Annotated in this window: 22 protein-coding genes and 1 tRNA gene; 18 read left to right on the plus strand and 5 right to left on the minus strand. The window is 64.9% G+C overall.

The annotated features are described in order from the left end of the window. The first annotated feature begins 21 nt into the window (after positions 1-21). From CLM73_RS05450 to pssA, 4 genes are all read left to right on the plus strand, one after another. The gene (locus CLM73_RS05450) at positions 22-1,737 is read left to right on the plus strand and encodes an acetolactate synthase 3 catalytic subunit (RefSeq protein ID WP_056568562.1); all 1,716 of its coding nucleotides are present in this window, start codon (positions 22-24) and stop codon (positions 1,735-1,737) included. A gap of 12 nt (positions 1,738-1,749) precedes the next feature. Further along, positions 1,750-2,241, plus strand: a complete 492-nt coding sequence (gene ilvN, locus CLM73_RS05455; protein ID WP_006223608.1) for an acetolactate synthase small subunit — start codon at positions 1,750-1,752, stop codon at positions 2,239-2,241. 73 nt (positions 2,242-2,314) lie between these two features. Further along, positions 2,315-3,331, plus strand: a complete 1,017-nt coding sequence (gene ilvC, locus CLM73_RS05460) for a ketol-acid reductoisomerase (protein WP_056568560.1) — start codon at positions 2,315-2,317, stop codon at positions 3,329-3,331. Between the two features lie 207 nt (positions 3,332-3,538). Continuing rightward, positions 3,539-4,312 (plus strand): CDP-diacylglycerol--serine O-phosphatidyltransferase, encoded by a 774-nt coding sequence (gene pssA / locus CLM73_RS05465; RefSeq protein WP_105237630.1) that lies wholly within the window; start codon positions 3,539-3,541, stop codon positions 4,310-4,312. Positions 4,313-4,377: 65 nt separating this feature from the next. Here the strand turns inward: pssA and CLM73_RS05470 are convergent, their stop codons facing one another. Continuing rightward, the gene (locus tag CLM73_RS05470; RefSeq protein ID WP_105237631.1) at positions 4,378-4,896 is read right to left on the minus strand and encodes a hypothetical protein; all 519 of its coding nucleotides are present in this window, start codon (positions 4,894-4,896) and stop codon (positions 4,378-4,380) included. A 314-nt stretch (positions 4,897-5,210) separates the two neighbouring features. On the opposite strand from CLM73_RS05470, the gene rpsO reads away from it, so the two are divergent. The 6 genes from rpsO (at position 5,211) to CLM73_RS05500 (ending at position 12,385) form a co-directional block, all read left to right on the plus strand. Beyond that, positions 5,211-5,480 carry a 30S ribosomal protein S15 gene (rpsO, locus tag CLM73_RS05475; protein WP_006223612.1) on the plus strand — a complete coding sequence of 90 codons (270 nt, stop codon included), beginning with the start codon at positions 5,211-5,213 and terminating at the stop codon, positions 5,478-5,480. Between the two features lie 90 nt (positions 5,481-5,570). Continuing rightward, on the plus strand, positions 5,571-7,733 hold the full coding sequence (gene pnp, locus CLM73_RS05480; RefSeq protein ID WP_105237632.1) for a polyribonucleotide nucleotidyltransferase: 2,163 nt from the start codon (positions 5,571-5,573) through the stop codon (positions 7,731-7,733). Positions 7,734-7,933: 200 nt separating this feature from the next. Beyond that, the gene (locus tag CLM73_RS05485; protein WP_105237633.1) at positions 7,934-8,659 is read left to right on the plus strand and encodes a hypothetical protein; all 726 of its coding nucleotides are present in this window, start codon (positions 7,934-7,936) and stop codon (positions 8,657-8,659) included. A gap of 13 nt (positions 8,660-8,672) precedes the next feature. After that, a complete protein-coding gene (locus CLM73_RS05490) occupies positions 8,673-9,890 on the plus strand; it encodes a threonine ammonia-lyase (protein ID WP_105237634.1) in 1,218 nt (405 codons plus the stop codon). 556 nt (positions 9,891-10,446) lie between these two features. Continuing rightward, entirely contained in the window at positions 10,447-10,869 is a 423-nt protein-coding gene (locus CLM73_RS05495) for a tripartite tricarboxylate transporter TctB family protein (protein ID WP_105237635.1), read from the plus strand. A 10-nt stretch (positions 10,870-10,879) separates the two neighbouring features. Then, positions 10,880-12,385, plus strand: a complete 1,506-nt coding sequence (locus CLM73_RS05500) for a tripartite tricarboxylate transporter permease (protein ID WP_105237636.1) — start codon at positions 10,880-10,882, stop codon at positions 12,383-12,385. Positions 12,386-12,443: 58 nt separating this feature from the next. Here CLM73_RS05500 and CLM73_RS05505 read toward each other — a convergent pair whose 3' ends face one another. Continuing rightward, entirely contained in the window at positions 12,444-12,986 is a 543-nt protein-coding gene (locus tag CLM73_RS05505; protein ID WP_234015882.1) for a PIN domain-containing protein, read from the minus strand. 190 nt (positions 12,987-13,176) lie between these two features. After that, complete coding sequence (locus CLM73_RS05510) at positions 13,177-13,842, minus strand: SOS response-associated peptidase (protein ID WP_105237638.1); 666 nt, start codon at positions 13,840-13,842, stop codon at positions 13,177-13,179. A gap of 579 nt (positions 13,843-14,421) precedes the next feature. Here CLM73_RS05510 and CLM73_RS05515 point away from each other — a divergent pair. The 4 genes from CLM73_RS05515 (at position 14,422) to CLM73_RS05530 (ending at position 18,687) form a co-directional block, all read left to right on the plus strand. Further along, entirely contained in the window at positions 14,422-15,336 is a 915-nt protein-coding gene (locus CLM73_RS05515) for a LysR family transcriptional regulator (protein WP_105237639.1), read from the plus strand. Between the two features lie 174 nt (positions 15,337-15,510). After that, the gene (locus CLM73_RS05520; protein ID WP_105237640.1) at positions 15,511-16,719 is read left to right on the plus strand and encodes a CaiB/BaiF CoA transferase family protein; all 1,209 of its coding nucleotides are present in this window, start codon (positions 15,511-15,513) and stop codon (positions 16,717-16,719) included. A gap of 75 nt (positions 16,720-16,794) precedes the next feature. Next, positions 16,795-17,754 carry a Bug family tripartite tricarboxylate transporter substrate binding protein gene (locus CLM73_RS05525; protein ID WP_105237641.1) on the plus strand — a complete coding sequence of 320 codons (960 nt, stop codon included), beginning with the start codon at positions 16,795-16,797 and terminating at the stop codon, positions 17,752-17,754. Between the two features lie 15 nt (positions 17,755-17,769). Further along, positions 17,770-18,687 (plus strand): hydroxymethylglutaryl-CoA lyase, encoded by a 918-nt coding sequence (locus tag CLM73_RS05530; RefSeq protein ID WP_105237642.1) that lies wholly within the window; start codon positions 17,770-17,772, stop codon positions 18,685-18,687. Between the two features lies 1 nt (position 18,688). Here CLM73_RS05530 and CLM73_RS05535 read toward each other — a convergent pair whose 3' ends face one another. After that, positions 18,689-19,126, minus strand: a complete 438-nt coding sequence (locus CLM73_RS05535; RefSeq protein ID WP_105237643.1) for a universal stress protein — start codon at positions 19,124-19,126, stop codon at positions 18,689-18,691. Between the two features lie 103 nt (positions 19,127-19,229). Then, positions 19,230-19,317: transfer RNA gene (locus tag CLM73_RS05540), tRNA-Ser, on the minus strand. Between the two features lie 155 nt (positions 19,318-19,472). Between CLM73_RS05540 and CLM73_RS05545 the strand changes: the two genes are divergently transcribed. From CLM73_RS05545 to CLM73_RS05560, 4 genes are all read left to right on the plus strand, one after another. Then, a complete protein-coding gene (locus CLM73_RS05545; protein ID WP_105237644.1) occupies positions 19,473-20,450 on the plus strand; it encodes an NAD(P)H-quinone oxidoreductase in 978 nt (325 codons plus the stop codon). Between the two features lie 160 nt (positions 20,451-20,610). Then, positions 20,611-21,357: a triose-phosphate isomerase gene (gene tpiA, locus CLM73_RS05550; protein ID WP_105237645.1), complete on the plus strand. Its 747-nt coding sequence runs from the start codon at positions 20,611-20,613 to the stop codon at positions 21,355-21,357. 21 nt (positions 21,358-21,378) lie between these two features. Then, positions 21,379-21,861, plus strand: a complete 483-nt coding sequence (secG, locus tag CLM73_RS05555) for a preprotein translocase subunit SecG (RefSeq protein ID WP_105237646.1) — start codon at positions 21,379-21,381, stop codon at positions 21,859-21,861. Positions 21,862-21,938: 77 nt separating this feature from the next. Continuing rightward, complete coding sequence (locus tag CLM73_RS05560) at positions 21,939-22,880, plus strand: LysR substrate-binding domain-containing protein (RefSeq protein WP_105237647.1); 942 nt, start codon at positions 21,939-21,941, stop codon at positions 22,878-22,880. The last annotated feature ends 19 nt before the right edge of the window (positions 22,881-22,899 follow it).

The raw sequence follows: 22,899 nt of genomic DNA on the forward strand, positions 1-22,899 counted from the left end.
GGTTTTGAAAGGAACTACAACATGGAAATGAATGGCGCCGATATCGTCGTGCGCTGCCTGGCCGATGAAGGCGTGGAACACGTTTTCGGCTACCCCGGCGGCGCGGTGCTCTACATCTACGACGCAATCTTCAAGCAAGACAAATTCCAGCATATCCTGGTTCGTCACGAGCAAGCTGCCGTGCACGCGGCCGATGCCTATTCGCGCTCGTCGCAAAAGGTCGGCGTCTGCATCGTGACCAGCGGTCCGGGCGTGACCAATGCCGTCACCGGCATTGCCACCGCCTACATGGACTCCATCCCGATGGTCATCATCAGCGGGCAGGTGCCCACTGCGGCCATTGGCGAGGACGCCTTCCAGGAATGCGACACCGTCGGCATCACGCGTCCCTGCGTCAAGCACAACTTCCTCGTGCGCGACGTGAAGGACCTGGCCGAAACCATGCGCCGCGCGTTCTACATTGCGCGCACGGGCCGTCCCGGCCCCGTGCTGGTGGACATCCCCAAGGACATCACCGTCGCGCAGTGCAAGTACGTGCCGCCCAAGGGCGAGATCTCGATGCGTTCCTACGCGCCCGTCAACAAGGGCCATCAGGGACAAATCAAGAAGGCCGTGCAGATGCTGCTGGCGGCCGAACGCCCCATGATCTACACCGGCGGCGGCGTCATCCTGTCGAACGCCGCGCCCGAGCTCAACAAGCTCGTGACGCAACTGGGCGCGCCTTGCACCAGCACCCTGATGGGTCTGGGCGGCTATCCGGCCAGCAGCGGCCAGTTCGTGGGCATGCCCGGCATGCACGGCACGTACGAGGCCAACATGGCCATGCAGCACTGTGATGTGCTGCTCGCCATCGGCGCCCGTTTCGATGACCGCGTGATCGGCAATCCCAAGCATTTCGCCCAGAACGCCCGCAAGATCATTCACATCGACATCGATCCCTCGTCGATCTCCAAGCGCGTGCGCGTGGATGTCCCGATCGTGGGCAACGTCAAGGACGTCCTGGCCGACCTCAGCGCGCAGTTCGAGATCGCCGCCGCCGAGCACAAGCCGGCCTCGCTCGCCAAATGGTGGGACCAGGTCGAGACGTGGCGCGGCAAGGAATGCCTGAAGTTCGCCAACTCGGACGAAGTCATCAAGCCGCAGTACGTGGTGGAAAAGCTCTGGGAAGTGACCGGCGGCGACGCCTTCGTCACCTCGGACGTCGGCCAGCACCAGATGTGGGCCGCCCAGTACTACAAGTTCGACAAGCCGCGCCGCTGGATCAACTCCGGCGGCCTGGGCACCATGGGTGTGGGCCTGCCGTACGCCATGGGCGTGCAGATGGCCAATCCGGGCAAGGACATCGCCGTGATCACCGGCGAGGCCTCGATCCAGATGAACATCCAGGAACTGTCGACCTGCCACCAGTACCGCCTGACGCCCAAGATCGTCTGCCTGAACAACCGGTTCCTGGGCATGGTGCGCCAATGGCAGCAGATCGACTACGGCTCGCGCTATTCCGAGTCGTACATGGATTCGCTGCCCGATTTCGTCAAGGTCGCCGAAGCCTATGGCCACGTGGGCCTGCGCATCGAACGCCCGGCCGACGTCGAACCGGCGCTGCGCGAAGCGTTTGGCAAGCACAAGGAGCGCCTGGTCTTCCTGGACTTCATCACCGACCGCACCGAAAACGTGTGGCCGATGGTCAAGGCCGGCCGCGGGCTGACTGAAATGCTGCTCGGCTCTGAAGACCTGTAAGGAGGCCCCGCAATGAAGCACGTGATTTCCGTCCTCCTCGAAAACGAACCCGGCGCGCTGTCTCGCGTGGTGGGCCTGTTTTCGGCGCGGGGCTACAACATCGAAACCCTGACCGTGGCGCCCACCGAGGATTCCACGCTGTCGCGCATGACCATCGTCACGACCGGCTCGGACGAAGTCATCGAACAGATCACCAAGCATTTGAACCGCCTGGTCGATGTCGTGAAGGTGGTGGACCTGACCGAAGGCGCCCACATCGAGCGCGAGCTGATGCTCGTGAAGGTGCGCGCCGTCGGCAAGGAACGCGAGGAAATGAAGCGCATGGCGGATATCTTCCGCGGCCGCATCATTGACGTCACCGACAAGTCCTACACCATCGAATTGACCGGGGTGCAGGAAAAAGTACAGGCCTTCCTCGAGGCCCTGGACCGCAGTGCCATCCTTGAAACCGTACGCACCGGCGTGTCCGGCATCGGACGCGGTGAACGGATTTTGAAGATTTGACCGGCCTTCCAGGCCTGCCTCACCCTACATCTGAATCAAACGAATATCCAAATACTGGAATCTGGAGCACAACATGAAAGTTTTCTACGACAAAGACTGCGATCTGTCCCTCATCAAAGGCAAGACCGTTGCCATCATCGGCTACGGTTCGCAAGGTCACGCGCACGCGCTGAACCTGCATGAGTCGGGCGTGAAGGTCATCGTCGGCCTGCGCAAGGGCGGCGCCTCGTGGAACAAGGCCGCCAACGCCGGCCTGGAAGTCAAGGAAGTCGCGGAAGCCGTCAAGTCGGCCGACATCGTCATGATGCTGCTGCCCGACGAGAACATCGCCTCGGTCTACAACAACGAAGTCCACGGCAACATCAAGGCGGGCGCCGCCCTGGCGTTTGCCCACGGTTTCAACGTGCACTACGGCCAGGTCGTGCCGCGCGAAGACATCGACGTCATCATGATCGCCCCGAAGGCCCCCGGCCACACGGTGCGCAACACGTACAAGCAGGGTGGCGGCGTGCCCCACCTGGTGGCCGTGTACCAGGACAAGTCGGGCGCCGCGCGCGACGTGGCCCTGTCGTACGCCAGCGCCAACGGCGGCGGCCGTGCCGGCATCATCGAAACCAACTTCCGCGAAGAAACCGAAACCGACCTGTTCGGCGAACAGGCCGTGCTGTGCGGCGGTACCGTCGAGCTGATCAAGGCCGGTTTCGACACGCTGGTGGAAGCCGGCTACGCGCCCGAAATGGCTTACTTCGAGTGCCTGCACGAGCTGAAGCTGATCGTCGACCTGATCTACGAAGGCGGCATCGCCAACATGAACTACTCGATTTCGAACAACGCCGAATTCGGCGAGTACGAAACGGGTCCGAAGATCGTCACCGACGAAACCCGCAAGGCCATGCGCCAGTGCCTGACCGACATCCAGACCGGCGAATACGCCAAGAAGTTCATCCTGGAAAACGCCGCCGGCGCCCCGACGCTGACCTCGCGCCGCCGCATCAACGCGGAATCGCAGATCGAGCAAGTGGGCGGCAAGCTGCGCGCCATGATGCCCTGGATCGCCGCCAACAAGCTGGTGGACAAGTCCAAGAACTGATCCCCACGGCAGGCGGGGCGCGGCCCCGCCGGTCAGGATCGAAGCGGCATGCCTCTCAGGGGCATGCCGCTTTTTTCTTGTTTTTGGCCTTTTTGCGGCCATTTGGGCCCTTTGGCGCCAAATGGGGCCGGGCACGATCCTTGCTGTACCCCGCAAGCAGGGCCAGATAGGTTAACCTTTCAAAGTCCGTCGTAAGTTATTGAGACCATGCCCAATTTTTCCATGCGCGATTCCGAGAACCGCCACCGGAGCATTTACCTGCTCCCCAACGCGTTCACCACCGCCGCTTTGTTTGCCGGGTTCTATGCCGTTGTGCAGGCCATGAACGACCGCTTCGAAGTCGCCGCCATCGCCATTTTCGTCGCCATGGTGCTGGACGGCATGGACGGCCGGGTGGCCCGGCTGACCAACACGCAGTCCGCATTCGGCGAGCAATACGACTCGCTGTCCGACATGACGTCGTTCGGCGTGGCGCCGGCGCTGGTCATGTACGAATGGATTCTGAACGACCTGGGTCGCTGGGGCTGGCTGGCGGCCTTTGTTTACGTCTCGGGCGCGGCGCTGCGTCTGGCGCGCTTCAACACCAACATCGCCGTCGTGGACAAACGTTTCTTCCAGGGCCTGCCCAGTCCGGCCGCGGCCGCGCTGGTGGCGGGGTTTGTCTGGCTGGCCGTGGACAACAAGCTGCCCATCCATGACAGCCTGATGGCCTGGGTGGCGTTCACGCTGACCATGTACGCGGGCATCACCATGGTGTCGAACGCGCCGTTCTTCAGCGGCAAGAGTTTCGCCCTGGGCCGCAGCGTGCCGTTCTGGGGCATCCTGCTCGTGGTCGCGGTGTTCGTGTTTGTGTCCAGCGATCCTCCCGTCGTGTTGTTCGGGCTGTTCGTGCTTTACGGGCTGTCGGGCTGGGTCACCTGGCTGTGGCGCTGGAACAAGGTGCGCCGCCTGCAGCAGGAGCGCCGGGGTCATTCGTCCTGACGTCCAGACACCGCCAAGAAAAAACCCGCCATCGCAAGATTGGCGGGTTTTTTGTTCTGGCGGTGCTACCACCAGTTGAACCGGTCGTCGTCGTACATGGGGTCCGGCCCGGGGTGGAAGTGGGTCACCTTGCTGCCGTCGCGGCTCATGTAGACGTACATCAGCGAATTCCACACGCTGTTTTCCCGGTAGCGGTACGACCAGACGACTTCACGCTTTTCGCCCAGGCCGGCCTGATCGATGCGGGCGGGCGGTCCGAATTCGCAGCGCACGCGATCCGGCCCCCAATCTCCCGTCTCCAGCACCTTGAAGTGGGCGTCGGTCAGCAGCGGCAGCACGCGGTCGATCCGTCCGTCGGGGCTGACGTTGGCGCCCCAGGCATACTGGCCCATCGGCTGCTGCGTCCAGATCACGCGTCGGCCGCCGTTGGCCAGCGGACACTCGAAATTGGGGTTGCCGAACTGGGCCTGGACCTGCGAAAGCGGAGAGCCGGGCGGCACCTCGGTCATGTTGGCGCAGGCGGCCAGCCCGGCCAGCGCGATCGATGCTACGGCCACGCGGACCGTTCTGTAATGGCGGATCATGTCCTTGCTCCTTCGGGTAGGCGTTGCCGCCTTGGCCGGCCATGAGCCGGGTGCAGTCTCGTTGCTGGGGTAATTCTAGCGAATCAGCTATAATCGCCGAGCTTTATCAAATGTATTGATTCTGCAAGATACTTTGCGCCAGCCGCTGGCGGCTTGTCGCAGTACCCGCAACATGGCGCCATGCCTCATGTGCCGGTCCTGCCCGATCCCGCCAATGGCAGCAGTGAGAAAGCGAATTCAAGCCTGGCTCGCGCAAAATTTTCCAAACCACGTCAGGGCGCCTCGGCCCTGTCGCATGTCCGAAGAGGTCATCAATGTCTGTAGCTGACATCAAGAAATCCGATATCGTTGCGCAATTCCAACGCGCTCAGGGCGATACCGGCTCCCCCGAAGTTCAGGTGGCTCTGCTCACCGCCCGTATCAACGAGTTGACCGGTCACTTCAAAGAACACATGAAGGATCATCACTCGCGCCGCGGTCTGCTGCGTATGGTCAGCCGTCGCCGCAAGCTGCTCGACTATCTCAAGGGCCGCAATCCCGATTCGTACCGCGCACTGATCGAAAAACTCGGTCTGCGCAAGTGATCGACGGGGCTGGCTCCCCATGACGCAACCGTGGTCGGTGCGACGCATGTCGCAGCGGCCACGGTTTTTCATTTGTAAGGAATAATCGTCATGTTCAACAAAGTGACTAAATCGTTCCAGTACGGCCAGCACACGGTCGTCCTGGAAACTGGCGAAATCGCTCGCCAGGCCTCCGGCGCCGTTGTGGTGTCGATCGAGGACACCGTCGTCCTGGCCACTGTCGTGGCTTCCAAGAAGGCCAAGCCGGGTCAGACGTTTTTCCCGCTGACCGTCGACTACATCGAAAAGACCTACGCCGCCGGCCGTATCCCGGGTGGGTTCTTCAAGCGCGAAGGCAAGCCGTCCGAAAAGGAAACGCTGACCTCGCGCCTGATCGACCGTCCCCTGCGTCCGCTGTTCCCCGAAGACTTCTACAACGAAGTCCAGGTGGTCCTGCACACGCTGTCGGTCAATCCCGAAATCGATCCCGACATCGCCGCCATGATCGGCGCCTCCGCCGCGCTGGCCATCTCGGGCATCCCGTTCAACGGCCCCATCGGCGCCGCGCGCGTGGGTTACATCGATGGTCAATACACCATCAACCCGACCGCATCGGACCTGAAGTCGTCCAAGCTGAACCTGGTTGTCGCCGGTACGGAAAACGCCGTGCTGATGGTCGAATCGGAAGCTGATCAGCTGTCCGAGGAAGTCATGCTGGGCGGCGTGGTCTACGGTCACCAGCAAATGCAGACCGTCATCAACGCCATTCACGAACTCGTGAAGGACGCCGGCAAGCCCGATTGGGACTGGCAGGCTCCCGCCAAGGACGAGGCCCTGATCGCCGCGGTCACCGCCGCAGCCCAGGACGGCCTGAACGCCGCCTACCAGATCCGTGAAAAGCAGGCCCGCACGACCAAGCTGCGTGAAGTGTCGGCTGACGTGTCGGCCAAGCTGGCCGCCGCCGCCGCCGAAAAGGGCGAGCCGCTGCCGGACGCCGTCACCGTCGACAACATCATGTTCTCGCTGGAATCGGCCATTGTCCGCGGCCAGATCCTGAACGGCGAACCGCGCATCGACGGCCGCGACACCCGCACCGTCCGTCCGATCAGCGTGCGTCTGGGCGTGCTGCCCCGCGCGCACGGCAGCGCCCTGTTCACCCGTGGTGAAACCCAGGCGCTGGTCGTGGCCACGCTGGGCACCAAGCAAGACGAACAGATCATCGACGCGCTCATGGGCGAGTACCGTGACCGCTTCATGATGCACTACAACATGCCTCCGTTCGCCACCGGCGAAACGGGCCGCATCGGTGTGCCGAAGCGCCGCGAAATCGGCCACGGCCGTCTGGCCAAGCGTTCGCTGGTGCCGCTGCTGCCGGCGCCCGAAGACTTCCAGTACACGATTCGCCTCGTGTCGGAAATCACCGAATCCAACGGCTCCTCGTCGATGGCATCGGTATGCGGCGGCTCGCTCGCCATGATGGACGCCGGCGTGCCGGTCAAGGATCACGTGGCCGGCGTGGCCATGGGCCTGATCCTGGACGGCGGCAAGTTTGCCGTGCTGACGGACATCCTGGGCGACGAAGATCACCTGGGCGACATGGACTTCAAGGTTGCGGGCACCGAAAACGGCGTCACCGCACTGCAGATGGACATCAAGATCCAGGGCATCACCAAGGAAATCATGCAGGTTGCGCTGGACCAGGCCCGCGAAGGCCGTCTGCACATCCTCGGCAAGATGAAGGACGCCCTGGACGGTTCGCGCGGCGAGCTGTCGGCGTTCGCGCCGCGCATGCTGACCATCAAGATCAACCCTGAGAAGATCCGCGACGTGATCGGCAAGGGCGGCGCCACCATCCGCGCGCTGACCGAAGAAACCGGCACGCAGATCGACATCTCCGACGACGGCACGATCGTGATCGCCAGCGTCGACGAAGCGCAGGCCAAGGAAGCCCAGCGCCGCATCGTCGAACTGACCGCCGACGTCGAAGTGGGCCAGATCTACGAAGGCGCGGTCCTGCGTCTGCTGGACTTCGGCGCCATCGTGCAAGTGCTGCCGGGCCGCGACGGTCTGCTGCACATCTCCGAAATCGCCAACTACCGCATCGCGAACATCAACGATGTGCTGAAGGTCGGCCAGCAAGTCCGCGTCAAGGTCATCGAGGCCGACGACAAGGGCCGTCTGCGCCTGTCCATCAAGGCGATCGGCGGCATCGAGCAGCAGCAAGCCGCTGCCGCTCCCGAAGCTGCTCCCCAATCGGAACCGCAAGCTGAATAAGCCTGCAGCCTCCTGATTGAAAGACGGCGCTCTCATCCGAGGCGCCGTTTTTTTTTGCCTGTCGCCGCCGCACGTGTGCGGGACGGTCCGCTGCTCCCCAGTTCGCCCGCCTTCCTGTAAAGTCTTGCGCGAGAGACGCGCCGCCGGGTGCAGCGGCGCGCTTCACGCTTGATCGAAGGGGGCATACGGATGAGCAAGGCATGACGGCGTGGCCGATAACCGCAGTCACCGCAGCGTTGTTGGCTGCGCTGTTGACGGGCTGTATGTCTCCCCCCGGGGCGGGCCAGCGCGGCCCCAAGGGCGAGGACATGACGGCGGACCAGTTCGCGCAGACGGACTTCAACCGCACCGTCACGCTCGAGGTACGCGACAACCTGACCAGCCTGTATTCACTGCTGGACAAGCTGTACCGCCGCAATCCGCGGGAATGGCGCAAGACCGGCGTGCCGGACCTGGCCACGGCGGTCAACCGCGTCAAGCACTCCATTGAAGTTCGCGTGCCGCCAGGCGATCTGAGCGGGCTGCGCGACATCCAGATCCTGGCGGTCGCCCTGGATCCCAACTATTCGGGCGACCGGGTCGGCGCCTTCATCTACGGGCTTGCGGACACCATCATTGCCGCGCACAACGGCAAGACGCGCCTGTATGCGACAGACGCCCTGGACGGCCAGCGGGTCTACAATGCCGCACGGAACGTCGAGGCCGCGGCCTGGCTGCTGGCCACGCGCCGCAACAACCAGGGCGAATTGCTGCTGCTGGCCAATGAAATTTCCCCGACCGCCACCAATCTCAGCTTCGAGCGCGAGTTCGGCGCCATCATCGGCCGGCTGGACCTGATCGCCAACCTGCTCGGCGAGAACTCCCGGCGCATCGGCATCAACTACGCCCAGGGCCTTTTGCTGTTCAACTTCCTGCCTGTGCGTTAACCGGATTTCCATCGTGATCGACATCGCATCCATCCAGGCCGCCCGCGACAACCTGCGCGGGCAGGTCCTGAAGACCCCGTTCACCCTGTCACGCACGCTGTCCGATATCTTCGGCGCCGAGATCTGGCTGAAGTTCGAGAACCTGCAGTTCACCGCGTCCTTCAAGGAGCGGGGCGCCCTGAACCGCATGCTCACGCTGTCGGACGAGGAGCGCGCCAAGGGGGTGATCGCGGTATCGGCGGGCAACCACGCGCAGGGCGTGGCCTACCACGCGCAGCGCATGGGCGTGCCGGCGGTGATCGTCATGCCGCGCTTCACGCCGACGGTGAAGGTCGCCAACACGCGGCGCTTCGGCGCCGAGGTCGTGCTGGCGGGCGACACCTTCGATGACGCCAAGGCGCGCGGCTACGAACTGGCCCGCGAACGCGGGCTCATCATGATCCACCCCTACGACGACGAAGCCGTCATGGCCGGGCAGGGCACCGTCGCGCTGGAAATGCTGGAAGACCAGCCCAAGCTCGACACCCTGGTCATCGCCATCGGCGGCGGCGGGTTGATCTCCGGTATCTCCACCGCCGCCAAGGCCGTGAACCCCGCCATCGAGATCGTGGGCGTGCAGACAGAACGCTTTCCGGCCATGTACGCGGCCGTCAAGGGCGTCACCATGCCGCCGGGGCAGTACACCATCGCCGAGGGCATCGCCGTCAAATCGCCCGGCGACCTGACGCTGCCGGTCGTACGCCGGCTGGTCGACCGCGTCGAGCTCGTCAGCGAGGCGGATATCGAACACGCCATCGTCGTGTTGCTGGAAATCGAAAAGACCGTCGTGGAAGGCGCCGGCGCCGCGGGCCTGGCCGCCTTGCTGCGCGCGCAGGAAGAGGGCAGCGACCGCTACAAGGGCAAGCGCATCGGGCTGGTGCTGACGGGCGGCAACATCGACCCGCTGATGCTGGGCGAACTGATCGAGCGCGGCATGGTGCGCGCTGGGCGGCTGGCGCGCATCCGCGTCGACCTGCGCGATCTGCCCGGGGCCCTGGCCCACGCCACCAAGCTGATTGCCGACGCGCAGGCCAACATCACCGAAGTGCATCACCAGCGGGCATTCACATCGCTGCCGGTGCGCAATGTCGAGGTGGATTTCGTGCTGCAGACGCGCGGTCCCGAGCACATTCAGGAAGTGATCGACATCCTGAACGCGGCCGGGTTTGCGGCCAGCAATCACGACCATTGACCGCCCGGGCGGCATCGTGATGCGGCCCCATTCTTTCAATCTGCTGTCAGAAAACTGTCGCTCCGGCCGAGCTTTTGGCCGGAGCGATTTTGCTTGGGCGGCCGGCGCCTGACAGCGGCTGGGCGCCGCCGATTCCATGCTGCGATGCGTTGAGGTGGTCCGCTTGGACAAATGGCCTGGCCCAAAAAATGCATCTGGATGTTTCTCGCGTGGCCGTCTGCTATTCGCCGAGGGAACTTTTCAAGCGAAGGCTAACTCCCCTGAAAAATCGGCTTTTCAGACCAATTTCGCGGATTTATGACACTTAATGGAGGTGCTTTGACGCCGGTTGGCGTCCATTCCACGGTCTAGGGATATCCCCGAGAAAGTCATGGTTGATACGGATATGGCATATGTCGTTCCACGATTTACCATCCCGCGTTCATGTCGTTGCCACCCCTCGGGGAGGTTGCGTCGAACGAGAAATGCTCGCGTCTGAAGGCATGTTTTTTAGGCCGCAGCAGATTAGGGAGAAAGCAGATTGATAAAAAACAGACAGGATTTCTGGTCTGGCGTCATGTTCATCGTGGTGGGGGGAGGCTTTGCGTTGCAGGCGACCCAATATTCCATGGGTAGCGCGGCCCGCATGGGTCCCGGCTACTTTCCGTTCTGGCTCGGCATCGTGCTGGCGCTGATGGGTGCGACGGTGCTGATGAGCGCCTTGTCCCCCCGCGCCGAGAAAACGACGATCAGCCGCTATGACTTCCGCATCCTTTTTCTCGTCGTCGGGTCCGTGTTCCTGTACGGCTTTTCCCTGCGTTATCTCGGGCTGTACCTCTCGGTATTCCTGCTCGTCCTGATCAGCAGCGTCGCCAGCCACGAATTCAACTGGAAGGTCGCCATCGCCAACGGCCTCTTTCTCGTGGCGTTCTCCTACCTCGCGTTCATCCGCGGGTTGGGCCTGATCTTTCCGCTGTGGCCCAGCGTGCTGACCAACTGAGGGACCGGACATGGAATTGCTTCAAAACCTGATGTTGGGTTTTTCGGTGGCCTTCACCCCCGAAAACCTGACTTACGCATTCATCGGCTGCCTGCTGGGCACGCTGGTCGGGGTGCTGCCGGGACTGGGTCCCGTGCCGACCATCGCCATGCTGCTGCCCATCACCTACGTGCTGCCGCCCACCGCGGGCCTCATCATGCTGGCCGGCATCTACTACGGCACGCAGTACGGCGGGTCGACGACAGCCATCCTGGTGAACCTGCCGGGCGAGACCTCGGCGGTGGTGACCGTGCTGGACGGGCACCAGATGGCGCGCAACGGACGGGCAGGCGCCGCGCTGTCGCTGGCAGCCATCGGCTCGTTCTTCGCGGGCAGCATCGCCACCGTGCTGATCGCCGCCTTTGCGCCGCCGCTGGCCGAAGTGGCGTTCGCGTTTGGCCCAGCCGAATACTTCTCGCTGATGGCGCTGGGCCTGATCGGCGCCGTGGTGCTGGCGTCGGGCTCGCTGCCCAAGGCGATCTGCATGATCCTGCTCGGGCTGCTGCTGGGCATGGTGGGCACCGACGTGAACTCGGGCGTTGCGCGCTATGACTTCAGCATCCCCGAACTGCAGGACGGCATCGACTTCGCCATCGTGGCCATGGGCGTTTTCGGCCTGTCGGAGATCATGGCCAACCTGGAGCTCAAGGAGAACCGGGTCGAGATCACGGACAAGGTCGGCTCGCTGTATCCCAGCCGCCAGGAATTCCGCGAGGCCGCGCCCGCCATCGTGCGTGGCACGGCGCTGGGTTCGGCGCTGGGCATCCTGCCGGGCGGCGGTTCCGTGCTGTCGGCCTTTGCCTCCTACACGCTGGAAAAGAAGCTCTCGAAAGAGCCGGAGCGTTTCGGCAAGGGCCATCCCGCCGGCCTGGCCGGTCCGGAATCCGCCAACAACGCGGGCGCGCAGACCTCCTTCATTCCGTTGCTGACCCTGGGCATTCCGGGCAACGCGGTGATGGCGCTGATGGTGGGCGCGATGACCATCCACAACATCCAGCCGGGACCGCAGGTCATGTCCAGCCACCCCGAGCTGTTCTGGGGTCTGATCGCCTCGATGTGGATCGGCAACCTGATGCTGGTGGTGCTGAACCTGCCGCTGATCGGCATCTGGGTGAAGCTGCTGCGCGTGCCGTATCGCATGCTGTTCCCCGCGATCCTGGTCTTCTGCACGATCGGGGTGTATTCGTTGAACTACAACGCCTTCGACATCTTCATGTTCGCCATCTTCGGCATCATCGGCTACGTGTGGAGCAAGCTGGGTTGCGAAGGCGCGCCGCTACTGCTTGGCCTGGTGCTGGGACCCATGATGGAAGAAAACTTCCGCCGGGCGCTGCTCCTGTCCCGCGGCGAATTCTCGACCTTCGTCACGCGTCCGCTGTCGGCCACGCTGCTGGCGCTTGCCGCGATCCTGCTGGTGTTGGTGACGATGCCCGCGCTGCGCAAGAAGCGCGAAGAGGCTTTCGTCGAGGTCGATTGACGTAACGGTAACGGTTGGCTCCGGGTCTGGTTCGGCGCAAGCCGGCCAGGCCCCTTTTTTATTGCCGGGACACCAGGCTCTTCAGGCCGTACAGGCGTTCCCGATGCAGGGTGGCCGTCAAGGGTTCCGGCTCGCGGCCCAGCGCGACGTAGTCGGCGGGAATCTGGGCAATCGCGTCCTGCATGTTTTCAGACCCCGCTTGCCACCACTGCACCAGCATCCGGTCGGGGTTGTAGACGTCCAGGCCCTGCCGGCGCAGCTCGGAGCGGTTGAAATCCTTCAGATTCCACGTCAGCACCTGCACGGTCGGCGTCTGAGGCAGGCCGCAGCGCGCACGCCGCGCGAGCCCAGCCGCGATCACATGGAAATCCTTGGGATCGCTGTAGCGCAGCGACGCTTCATAGATCTGCGTGCCCGATTCCATGGCCGCCGGAAAGCGCGCGTTCATGTCCGTCCAGAAATCGGCCATCACCTCGGGTGGAATATCCCAGATGCGGCAGGCGTTGCGACGCCATTCCTCGCCGATGCGCTCGGTCCACACGGGCTGGAACACGCCGGCCTCGGCCAGGCGTAGCAACAGCCGGCGCAGGATGCCGGACATGAGGACGCACGCGTCCAGGACGATGAACGGGGGAGAAGCGGGAAGGGAGGTCAAGATCGGTTCGGTCGCCGGCCCGGGACGCGCGCACGAGCCGTGCGCCGATGGCCGCCGGGCAGGCGGGGAAATAAGAGGCGAGGCAGAAGAATAGTGGTTTTTTCCGTGGTCTGCCGGGCGAGGCGCCGCCGCAAATTCACGCCATGGGCGTGGCCGTCAGCATGTTCGCCGGAAACGGAACCAGCATTTCGCGGCTGTGGGCGGCAGAGGCGGTCAGCCAGTCGCTGTAGGCGCCTTCGGGCAGGATGACCACCATGCGCTTTTCCGTGTTGGGCTGGTGATAGCGGCTGAACAGGGGATCGTTGTCGGCGTTGATGGTGAGCATGGTGTAGCTCTCCTGCCATTGCCCCGCCGCATCGCGATAGCGATCCCACAGACCCGCGATGCCAAGCGGCTTGCCGTCGGCGCGGGTAAATCGGGTGGCCACGGCCTTGCCGGACGTCCAGTCCGGCTCGAAGATCGCGTCAGCGGGAATGATGCAGTGCTGCGCGCGGCGCCAGGCGTTGCCGAAGGTGTACGAGCCCGCGGCCGTCTCCGCGCGGGCGTTGAACGTGGACAGCTTGCTGGCGCGTTCCAGGCCGCCTGAGCGCGTCATGGCGCTGATCAGACCCCAGCGGCCAGCAGCGGCCTCGCGCTCGGGAACGGCGTCGTCGCCGGCGTCATGTTCGGGCGGACGCCGCACAAACACCCCTTCATAGCGGGGCCACATGTCGTACTTGCCGATGGCGGCAGGCTTGGATCGCACGCCGAATTTCTGCAGCAGCAGTTCGGCGTCCTTGAGCGTCTGGTAGTGCGAACACATGCACGGCTCCCGGAATGACGGGAGGCGCGGGGTGGCGCCTCCGGGGTATCCAAGCTTGCCGCGTTGGCGTGCGATTTGTCCAGCGGGAGGGGAATGCGAGGGGTGGTGCCCGAGACCGGAATCGAACCGGTACGGCCGCGAGGCCGAGGGATTTTCTTACCACTTCGGCTTTCGCCGCCAGCACAGGCTTGCTGTTCGTGGTCTGGAGCACGCCTTCACCATAGCCTTCTCGGCCTTAGGTGCCCGCCGTCTGCTCTCTACACCTTCCCCGATATGTCATCGGGGCTTGGCTCGGCGTTAGCGCGGAACGGGTCCAGGGCCTTCACCGAGTTTGACGGGCTTCACCTTTGGAGTTTCCTCCAGAGGGCTCAAATTTGTTCAAGTCCCTTGTGTCTACCAATTTCACCACTCGGGCGATGCGCGTCCCGCAAGGGGCCGGCAGCGGGCGAGACTATACCACCTTGGGTGCGGGATATTGCCGGCGCGCGCGCGGGAAGGGGTAATCACGGCAGGAATCGGACCGGCGGGCGGGTAAACCCCGATCCCTGTGCGGCGGGACTACGGACGACACTTTGCGCCATGAAGCCCAGCCCGCCCGCCCCGCCGTCCCGCGACATCGACCCCGTTTCCCTGCGCCTGTTCCTCGCCGCGCTCGAGGAGGGCAGCCTTGCGCGCGCCGCCGCCCGCGAGAACATCGTGCCGTCGGCCGTCAGCAAGCGCATGTCGGAAATGGAAGACGCGTTCGGCGTGCCGCTGCTCGAGCGTGGCGTGAAGGGCGTCCAACCGACACCGGCAGGCGATGCGCTGGCCGCGCACGTGCGCCGCGTGCTGGAGGACATGGACCGCATGCACCGCGACATGGCGGGATTTGCGACCGGGGTACGCGGGCATATCCGATTGGCGGTCAGTTTTGCGGCCTTGTCGGGCGATCTGCCGGCGCAGATCCAGTCGTTTCGGCGCGCGAATCCGCAAATCGACATTTCATTGGAAGAAGACACCACGCAGACGGCGTTTCGCGCCGTGCTGGAAGGGCGGGCAGACGTGGCGGCCGGCTCCGACTTCGGGCACGAAGGGCTGCAGGTGTTTCCCTTTGGCCATTGCGAACTGGCGGCGGTGGTGCCGGGCCGGCACGTGCTGGCCGACCGCGAGACGCTGATCTATGCGCAACTACTGCCGTTCGAGCAGATCGAGCTGAACCGCGACAACGGCATCAGCAGCGTGTTCGACCAGGCGGCGCGCGAGGCGGGCATGACGCGCCGCATCAGCGCGCGCGTCAGTTCGCACGAAACGATCTGCCTGCTGGTGTCGCGCGGCATGGGCGTGGCGGTGGTGCCGCATTATTTGAAGCCGCGTCTGGCGCATCTGGACATCCGCTTCATTCCGCTGGAAGGGCCGTGGTCCAGCACGCCGCTGTGTATCGCGGTGCGGGATCCGGAAGCGCTGTCGCCGGCCGCGCGTGCGCTGCTGGCGCATCTGGGTGTGCTGGGGGACTGACGCGCGCCTCAGGGCTAACCCGGACGTTCCCAAACGAGAATGCCCCCATGCTGAAAGACCGCTACCCGCCATTGCCGCCTGCCCGCGATCATGAGAGGCATGCTGGCGGCGGCGGGCAAGATTTCCTGGCCGACGCCGCGCTTCCATTGAACAGGCAGGCAAGAGGAACCCCAGATGACAGCAGCACCGGCTTCACCCTTCATGGACAGCACCGAACTGCCGCTGCGCGGCATCAAGGTCCTGGAACTGTCCCACATGATCATGGGGCCGGCCGCCGGCCTGTCGCTGGCGGACTTGGGCGCCGACGTCATCAAGGTCGAACCGATCGACGGCGATCGCACGCGCCGCTTGAAGGGGTCCGGCAGCGGCTACTTTCCCGTCTTCAACCGCAACAAGCAGAGCCTGGCGATCGACCTGAAGTCGCCGGAAGGCCAGGCGGTCGTGCGCCAGTTGGCGCTGCAGACCGACATGATCGTCGAGAATTTCCGAGACGGCAGCCTGGCGCAATACGGGCTCGATTACGAATCGCTGTCGGCCGAGAATCCGGGGCTGATCTATGTGTCGCTCAAGGGCTTTCTGTCCGGTCCCTACAAGCACCGCACGGCGCTGGACGAAGTGGTGCAGATGATGGGCGGACTCGCCTACATCAACGGCGGTGCGGACACGCCGCAGCGGGTGGCGGCGTCGGTCAATGACATCCTGGGCGGCACGTTCGGCGTGGTGGGCGCGTTGGCCGCGCTGCACGACCGCCACGCGACTGGCCGCGGACGCCATGTGCGGTCCGGTCTCTTTGAAAACAATCTGCTGCTGGTCGCCCAGTTCATCGCGCAATTCCAGTTGACGGGCACGGCGCCCAAACCGATGGGCGCGGAGCGCAAGCCGCCATGGGGTGTGTACGACGTCTTCGAGACGGCCGACGGCCGCGTGTTCGTCGCGGTGGTGGGCGACGCGCAATGGCGCAATTTCGCGCAGAAATTCCTGCCGCCCGAATGGGCCGCAGATCCGCGTCTGGCCACCGCCGTCGACCGCGAGGCCGCGCGGTCGTGGCTGGTGCCGGGCGTCGGTGAAATCCTGAAAACCTGGAAGACCGAAGAGCTGTGCGCCGCGCTGGAGGAAGCCAACCTGTCGTATGGCCCGATCCGCCAGCCGCACGACCTGCTGGACGACGCGCACCTGAACGCGGGGGGCGCGCTGCTGCCGACCCGGCTGCCGGACGGCGGCGAGATCTCGGCTGCTGCGTTGCCCATCGAGTTCGATGGCCGCAAGGCAGGCAAGCGGTTCGATCCGCCCACCCAAGGCGCGCAGACGCACGCCATTCTTCAAGGCCTGGGCCTGGATGCCGCGCGCATCGACGCCCTGCGCACCGCGGGAGTGATTGCATGACGCAAGGGCGTTAGCGCCCGATTTCTGTCGAGGCGGCGTCAGACCGCCAAGACATCCATCAAAGAGGAGACACCCATGATCCGCAAACTCGTTGCGCTGGCCGCACTGGCCGTCGCATGTACCGCCAACGCGCAGGACTATCCGAACAAGCCCATCCGCATCATCATCCCGTCCACGCCGGGCGGCGGCACCGACTACATCGGCCGCCTGATGAGCACCAAGCTGCATGAACTGAACGGCTGGGCGGTGGTGCCCGAGAACAAGCCCGGCGCCGGCACCGCGCTGGGCCTGGCCGAAGCGGCGCGCTCACCCGCGCAGGGCTATGACCTGGTCATCGGCCAATCCGACAACGTCACGCTGATCCCGCTGCTGATGAAAGTGGCGTACGACCCGGTCAAGGACCTGACGCCGGTGGCGCTGGTGGCCACGACGCCGATGGTGCTGCTCGTGGCCGAGGCCTCGCCCTACAAGACGCTGCCGCAGGTGATCGAGGCGGCCAAGAAGGAGCCCAACTCGATTTCATACGGCACATCGGGCACCGGCGGGGGCGTGCACATGGCGATGGAGATGCTGCAGCACGAAGCCGGCTTCAAGATGCAGCATGTGCCGTACAAGGGCTCGGCGCCGGCGCTGGCCGACCTGATGGGCGGCCATCTGCAGTTCGCGGGCTCGTCGATTTCGTCGGCGGCCACGCTGATCAAGTCGGGCAAGGTGCGCGCGCTGGCGGTGACCTCACCCAAGCGCAATCCGGCCCTGCCCGACGTGCCGACCGTGGCGGAGCTGGGATACAAGGATTTCAGCGTGGTGACCTACTACGGCGTGCTGGCCCCGGCCAAGACGCCCGACGCCATCGTCACGCGCCTGAACAGCGACTTCAACAAGCTGCTGGCGCGGCAGGACGTCAAGGACGCACTGGCGTCGCAGGGCCTCGAGACCGATCCGATATCCAGCGCACAGTTTGCCGCGCTGATCCAGTCGGACATTGGCAAGGCGCAGCAGACCATCAAGAGCGCCGGCATCGTCATCCAGCAATAAGACACGGGACCACACATGAACCAGGAAGTCAGGCTTTGCGAAGTCGGGCCGCGCGACGGGCTGCAGATGGCCAAGGGCATGATGACGGGCGCCGACAAGCTGCGCTGGATTCGACAGCTGGCCGACGCCGGCCTGCGCGAGATCGAGGTCGGCAGCTTCGTATCGCCGCGGCTCGTGCCGCAGATGGCGGACACGGGCGACATCCTGCCCGAAGTCCTGAAGATCGACGGGCTGACGGTGTGCGCGCTGGCCTGCAACCTCAAGGGCGCCATCGCCGCTTATGAGGCCGGTGCGCACGTGCTGGCATTTCCCGTGTCGGTCAGCGACACGCACAGCCGCGCCAATGTGGGCAAGGGGACGGACGCGCAGGTCGAGATGCTGGCCGCCATCGTCGACTGGGTGCGCGCGCAGGCGCGGCCGATGCGTATCGATGCCGCCGTTGCCACGGCGTTCGGGTGTTCGATGGAAGGGAAGGTGCCGGTGCGGCGCGTGGCCGAGGTCGCCGCAGCCGTGCTGCACGCGGGCGCCGATGAAATCGCGCTGGCCGATACCGTGGGCTATGCACATCCCGCGGGCGTGCGCGAGGCGGTGCATGCCGTGCAGGACGCCGTGGGTGCGCGTCTGACCAAGCTGCATCTGCACGACACGATGGGATTGGGCCTGGCGAATGCGCTGGCGGGGCTGGGCGAGGGCATCCGCGCCTTCGATTCTTGCCTGGGCGGGCTGGGCGGCTGCCCGTTCGCGCCAGGGGCTTCGGGCAACATCGTCACCGAGGACCTGGTCTTCATGCTGGAAAGCATGGGCTATCGCACCGGCGTCGACCTGGCCCGGCTGCTCGCGGCGAGGCCGCTCCTGGCCGAATCATTGCCGCAGGAAACGCTGCGCAGCGGCGTGGCCGCCGCCGGCATTCCCAAGACCTACGCAGCCGTGTAGTTCAGCGGTAAACGAGGACGGGCAGGGTGCTGTGCGCCAGCACTTTCTGCGTCTGGCTGCCCAGCAACAGGGCGGCCATGCCGCCGCGCCCGTGCGAGGACATGGCGATCAGGTCGCAATTGCGCGTCATGGCAACGTCGACGATCGCCTGGTAGGGCGACTCGCTTTCGCGCATTTCCGTGACGCAGGCCACGCCCGCGGTGCTGGCCTTGCCGGCGGCTTCGGACAGATAGGAGGCGGCCAGCTCACGGGTCTGGTTTTCGTAGACGCCGCGCACGCCTTCGAGCTGCACGGTTTCCATGGCGGGCATCTCGAAGGGGCTGGTCACCGTCAGGACGGTGACGCTCGCGCCCAATTCGCGGGCAAGCGCAAGGGCCTGTTCCAGACCGGAATTGGCCAGGCTGGATCCGTCGATGGGGATGAGTATGTGTTTGTACATGGCAACCTCCAGGGGGAATCTGCGTCCATGGTACGCCCGTTGGGGACGGCCGGTTGGGGACGGCCCGTTGGGGACGGTCCGTCGGGGCGGTTGCCTTTGAATCTGGCGGAAGCGGTGAGATTCGAACTCACGAACGGTTGCCCGTTGCCGGTTTTCAAGACCGGTGCAATCGACCACTCTGCCACGCTTCCGGGGTGTTGCCAGTACTGCTGACGTTTTTGCCTGCAGGATTGCCCGCAGTGTCACCAGTCTATTGCGGCCGCCAGGCAAACATTCTGCCCGAACGAAATCACGATATGCCGCAAAGGGCGCAATAATAATCCATTTGCTGCAAAGGAGGCACGCGATGCACGCTGTTGAAATCACCCGCCCCGGTGGCCCCGAAGTCCTCGTCCCCGTGGAACGCCCCACGCCCGAGGCCGGCGCCGGCGAAGTTCTGATCAAAGTGACCGCTGCGGGCATCAACCGCCCCGACGTGTTTCAGCGCAAGGGCAACTACGCCCCGCCGCGCGGCGCATCCGACCTGCCGGGCCTGGAAGTGGCCGGCGAAATCGTCGGCGGCGACGTGGCCGGCAGCGGCTTTGCCGTGGGCGACAAGGTCTGCGCTCTGGTGGCGGGCGGCGGCTATGCCGAGTACTGCGTCGCGCCCGTGGCGCAATGCCTGCCCATTCCCAAGGGTTTGTCGGACATCGAGGCCGCCGGCCTGCCGGAAACCTATTTCACCGTGTGGAGCAACGTGTTCGACCGCGGCCGCCTGTCCGAAGGCGAGGCGCTGCTGGTTCACGGCGGCGCCAGCGGCATCGGCACCACGGCCATCCAGCTGGCCCGCGCCATGGGTCACAAGGTCTACGCGACGGTCGGCAGCGATGAGCGCGCGCGCGCCGTCGAGGCGCTGGGCGCCGACAAGGGCATCAACTACAAGACGCAGGACTTCGTGAAAGAAGTGCTGGACGCCACGGGCGGGCGCGGCGTCGACGTGATCCTGGACATGGTGGCCGGCGACTACATCGCCCGCGACATGCAGTGCCTGGCCGATGACGGCCGCATCGTCATCATCGCCCAGCTCGGCGGCTCGCACGCCAATGTGGATACCGCCCAGGTCATGCGCCGCCGCCTGACCATCACCGGCTCCACCCTGCGGCCCCGTCCGGTTGCGTTCAAAGGCGCCATCGCCCGCGCGCTGCGCGAGCACGCCTGGCCCCTGCTGGAAAAAGGGGCCATCAAGCCCATCGTCCACGCCACGTTCCCGCTGGCCGAGGCTTCCAAGGCGCACGCCATGATGGAAGGCGGGGAAAACATCGGCAAAATCATCCTGACGATGTAAGAAACGCGCGGCGTTCGGCGTATCGCCGCGCAACAGGATACAATCTCGGGTTTCGCCTGGAATTTTTTCCAGGCAGGCCCGTGGGCGGTTGCTGCACAAGACCCCTGTATCTGGTCTTGCAGGCTTACCCCCTCACCCCCAATCGTCAGACAAATTCGCCATGACTTCAGTCGAAAACCGCGCCCGCCTCGTGCTGGGCAACTGGAAGATGCACGGCAACCTCGCCGAGAACGCCGCGTTGCTGACCGAGCTTCGTGCCGCGGATGCGGCGGGTCACTGCGAAATCGGCATCTGTGTTCCGTTCCCGTACCTGGCGCAGGCCGCTTCGGCACTGACCGGCAGCAGCGTGTCCTGGGGCGCGCAAGACGTCAGCGCGCACGACAAGGGCGCGTACACGGGTGAAGTCTCCGGTTCGATGCTGAAGGAATTTGGCTGCCGCTGGGCACTGGCCGGCCACTCCGAACGCCGCGTGCTGCACGGCGAAACCGACGAGATCGTGGCCGCCAAGGCCCAGGCCGCGTTGGCCGCAGGCCTGACCCCCGTGGTCTGCGTCGGTGAATCCCTGGCCGACCGCGAAGCCGGCAACACGCTGGCCGTGATCGAACGGCAGCTCAAGCCCGTGCTGGCATTGGGCGCCGATGCCGTTTCCCGCATGGTGCTTGCCTATGAGCCCGTCTGGGCCATCGGCACCGGCCGCACTGCCTCGCCGGAGCAGGCCCAGGAAGTCCACGGCGCCATCCGCGCCGCCCTGCGCACCCTCGGTGCGGCGCAGGTTCAAGTGTTGTACGGCGGCAGCGTCAAAGCCGCCAACGCCTCCAGTTTGTTCGCCATGACTGATATCGACGGAGCCCTGGTCGGCGGCGCGTCGCTCGTGGCCGAAGAGTTTTTGCGAATTGCCGCCATCTAAGTTTCCGTTCCGGAGTCTGTAATGCCCCTGATGCTCAAAATTCTGCTGGCCGTCCAAGTGATCTCGGCGCTGGCTATCATCGTCCTGGTCCTGCTTCAGCAGGGCAAAGGCGCCGACATGGGCTCCGCTTTCGGTAGCGGCTCGTCGGGCAGCCTGTTCGGCGCCACCGGTGCGGCCAACTTCCTGTCGCGCGCCACCAAGTGGGCCGCGGTCGTGTTCTTTGCCTCCACCGCCGGCCTGGCCTACGTCAGCCACAAGGGCACCAGCGGCCCCGCCGTTGATTCCGGCGTGATGCAAAGCTTCCCGGCCGACCGTTCGGTCCCGCAGGCGCCGGGTTCCTCGGTGCCCGCCACGCCGGGCGCATCGTCCGTCCCGGGCGCTTCGTCCGTGCCCGCCACGCCGGCTCCCGCCCAGCCCGACGCCTCCGTGCCGGCGGCTCCGGCTACCCCGGCCGCCCCGGCCGGCGACAAGCCGGCGGACACGCCCGCCGCGCCGGCAAAGTAAGGCGCAGCAGCAAAAAGGCCGGCGTAAGCCGGCTTTTTTTATGCTTGCTGCATTCAAGCCATTTGCCTGGAATAGCCATGGAAAAGCGATTGATGCCATCGATGATGGCGCTGCAGTGTTTCGAGGCGGTGGCGCGGCACATGAGCTTCACGCGCGCGGCCGAGGAACTGCACATGACGCAAAGCGCGATCAGCAAGCAGATCGCGCAATTGGAGGCCCTGCTGCGCAACCCGCTGTTCCTGCGCGTGCGCCGCCGGCTGCAGCTGACCCCCGCGGGCGCGCTGTATCAGTCGGAGGTCAAGGCAATCCTGAACCAGGTCGACATGGCGTCGCGCGACATCCTGACCTACGGCAGCGAGACGCAGGTGCTGACCATCGGCACCCAGCCGACCTTCGGGTCGCGCTGGCTGATCCCCCGGCTGCAGCGCTTCATGGCCGCGCATCCGGACATCCAGCTGAAGGTGCGCAGCGAAACCCACCCGTTCGACCTGATGCAGGCCAAGATCGACATTTCGTTCTTCTTCGGCCATGGCGCGCTGCCCGGTGCGCAGTGCGTCGAACTCTTCGAGGCGGACGTCGTGCCGGTGTGCTCGCCCGCCATCCTGCACGGCGGCAGGCCTGCCAGCCTGGATGCGCTGAGCCGCCAGACGTTGATCCAGTGCGCGTCCCGCCCCGAGGCCTGGCACGACTATTTTTCCCGGCAGCAGTTCCAGTCCGACCGCAGCTATCTCGGACCGCGCTTTGACACCTTCTACATGTGCGTGCGCGCGGCCGAGGGCGGGTGCGGCATTGCGCTCACGCCGCGCCTGTTGGCCGAAGAAGAGCTGCAGGCCGGCAAGCTGGTCATTCCGTGGGACTACGTGCAGCCCAGCGACGGCGCGTACTTCGTGGCGTATTCCGAGCACTCGGCGGAGGTGCCGAAGATCAAGCAATTCGTCGCGTGGGTGCAGGACGAAGCCCGCCAGCCCGATGGCCGTGGCGCGCCGCGGGCCCGGTCCATGAAAAAACGGACTGATTAAGCCGAATTTTTTCATTTGA

This window comes from Achromobacter spanius, from assembly GCF_002966795.1.
GTDB classification, from domain to species: domain Bacteria; phylum Pseudomonadota; class Gammaproteobacteria; order Burkholderiales; family Burkholderiaceae_B; genus Achromobacter; species Achromobacter spanius_D.